Genomic DNA, 2,816 nt, shown 5'->3' with positions numbered 1-2,816 from the left:
CGCCTGCGGCGCCGGGCGTGTCCGATGCGCCGGCTGCCGACGCAGCGGACGCCGCCTGCGCCGCACTGGCCGCGTTCGGCACGACCGGCTGCGGCAGCGGCTTGAAGCCGGCCGCGACGGTGACGGGCTTCGATCCGTCGCCGATCACCGGCGCGTTCACGGGTTCCGTCGCCGACGCGGCGGCCGCGACCGCCGCCGCCTCGTTCTGCGCGTTCTGGCGCTCGACGAGGTAGAAGTCGAGCACGCGCCGCGCGATCGGGCCCGCCGACTGCGCGCCCCAGCCGCCGTTCTCGACGATCAGCGCGAGCGCGATCTGCGGATGGTCGACCGGCGCATATGCGATGAACAGCGCGTGGTCACGCAGATGCTCGGCGAGCAGGTGACCCTTGTAATTGCCGCCCTGCAGCGAGAACACCTGCGCGGTACCGGTCTTGCCGGCCGCCAGATACGGCGCGCCGCGGAACACCTTGTACGCGGTGCCCGACGGGTTCTCGATCACGTTCTCCATCCCGCGCTTGACGACGTCGATGTCGGACTGCTTCAGCGGGATCACGCCGCTTTCCTTCGGCACGGTCAGATGGCGCGCGCGCGTGATCGGATCCTCGATCTCCTTCACGAGGTGCGGCTTCATGACGATGCCGTTGTTCGCGAGGGTCGCGGTCGCGTGCGCGAGCTGCAGGATCGTGAACGAGTTGTAGCCCTGGCCGATGCCGAGGCTGATCGTCTCGCCGTCGAACCACTTCTGCTGCGCGGCCTTCTTGAACGCCTTCTTCTTCCAGTCGGTCGACGGCAGGATCCCGCGCGCCTCGCCCTGGATGTCGATGCCGGTGATCTGGCCGAAGCCGAACGGCTTCATGAAGTTCGCGATCGCGTTCACGCCGAGATCGCGCGCGAGCATGTAGAAGTAGGTGTCGTTCGACACCATGATCGCCTTGTTCATGTCGACCCAGCCCTGGCCCGAGCGCACGTCGTTGCGGAACGTATGGCCGCCGAACGTGAAGTAGCCGGGATCCTGGAAGCCCCAGCCCGGCGTGCGCTTGCCGAGCGTCAGGCCCGCGAGCGCCATGAACGGCTTGTAGGTCGAGCCGGGCGGGTAGGTGCCGTGCAGCGGACGGTTCAAGAGCGGCTTGTCGGGCGAGTTGTTGAGCTCGTCCCAGGTCTGCTGGTCGATGCCGTCGACGAACGAATTCGGATCGAAGCTCGGCGACGACACGAACGCGAGCACGTCGCCCGTCTTCGGCTCGATCGCGACGAGCGCGCCGCGCTTGCCCGCGAACGCCTGCTCGGCGACCTGCTGCAGCCCGATGTCGAGCGACAGCACGAGGTTGTCGCCGGGCGTGGCCTGCGTGCGCGAGAGCGTGCGCACCGGCCGGCCGCCGGCCGTCACCTCGACTTCCTCGAAGCCCGTCAGTCCGTGCAGCTCCGTTTCGTAGCTCTGCTCGACGCCGATCTTGCCGATGTAGTCGGTGCCCTTGTAGTTGTTCGCGTCGCGCCGCGGATCGTAGGTTTCCTGGTCGCTGTCGTTCTCGTCGCTCATCGCGTCGATCCGGTCCTGGTCGCGCTTCGAGATCCGGCCGATATAGCCGATCACGTGCGCGGCGGTCGTGCCGAGCGGGTACTGGCGGAACAGCCGCGCGCGCACGTCGACGCCCGGAAAGCGGAAACGCTGCGCGGTGAAGCGCGCGACTTCGTCGTCGGTGAGCCGCGTGCGGATCGGCAGGCTTTCGAAGTTCTTCGAGTCTTCCTGCAGCTTCTTGAAGCGGCGGCGGTCGCGCGCGTCGATCGGGATGATCTGCGACAGCTTGTCGATCGTGTTCTCAAGCGTGTCGTCGAGCTTCGACGGCGTGATCTCGAGCGTGTAGGCCGAGTAGTTCTTCGCGAGGATCACGCCGTTGCGGTCGGTGATGATCCCGCGGTTCGGCACGATCGGCGCGACGGAGATGCGGTTTTCCTCGGCCTGCAGCGCATATTTGCCGTGCTGCATCAGCTGCAGATAGAAGAAGCGGCTCGCGAGCAGCCCGAAGCAGACGAACACGAACACGCCCGCCGCCGCGACGCGCAGGCGGAACTTCGAGAGCTGCTGTTGGGTGTCGTTGAATTCGGTCATGCGATTACGGTCGGTCGGCCCGGCGCGCGCACGGGCGAGGTGCCGCCCCGGGGCGCGGCGCGCGGCGGGTGCGGAGGCGGCGGGTCATCAAGGTGCGGTCCGTCAGATCGGGCGCGTATCGTCCGGGTCGACCGGGCGGCGTTGCGGCATCAGCAGCAGATGGCTGGCGAGCGGCCACAGCGCGGCTTCGACGAAGCCGTCGACCAGATAGCGCCAGCCGGGGAACGCGGCGCCCATCATCAGGCGGATCACGAACGGCACGAGCTGCGCGCCGACCAGCAGCGGCGTCACGTACAGCACCTGCACGCCGATCGGCATCCACAGCACGCGGCGATGGATCGTGATCGCACCGTACGACAGCAGCGTGTACGCGAGTGCGTGCTCGCCGAGCAGCCCTGCGTCGTGCACGTCCATCAGGATGCCGAGCGCAAACGCGACGCCCATCCCCACCTTGCGCGGCTGGTGGATGTTCCAGAACAGCAGCACGAGCGCGACGAAGTCGGGCACGCCGGGCAGGCGGCCCCACGGCATCAGGTTCAGCAGGAACGCGGCGGCGAGGCTGAACGCGATGAAATACGGGTTGACCGGCTGCAGGATGTATTGCGGGCGATTCATCGCTGGGCTCCTGAGGGCGCGGTCGCCGGCTTCGCGGCGTTGCCGCCCGGCTTGCCGGACGCGGCCGGTTTCGCGGGCGCGGGCTGCGCGCCGG

General features: G+C 68.3%; 2 protein-coding genes. Both read right to left on the bottom strand.

From position 1 onward, the window contains the following. Window positions 1–2,107, bottom strand: a 2,107-nt coding sequence (gene mrdA, locus HMPREF3115_RS23740; RefSeq protein WP_070556338.1) for a penicillin-binding protein 2, incomplete at its 3' end; no start/stop codon positions are given. Between the two features lie 102 nt (window positions 2,108–2,209). Continuing rightward, window positions 2,210–2,722 carry a rod shape-determining protein MreD gene (mreD, locus tag HMPREF3115_RS23735; protein WP_006401859.1) on the bottom strand — a complete coding sequence of 171 codons (513 nt, stop codon included), beginning with the start codon at window positions 2,720–2,722 and terminating at the stop codon, window positions 2,210–2,212. Window positions 2,723–2,816: the final 94 nt, after the last annotated feature.

The organism is Burkholderia sp. HMSC10F09 (assembly GCF_001806955.1).
Taxonomy (GTDB): domain Bacteria; phylum Pseudomonadota; class Gammaproteobacteria; order Burkholderiales; family Burkholderiaceae; genus Burkholderia; species Burkholderia multivorans.
This window is presented reverse-complemented; position numbering and strand designations above follow the sequence as displayed.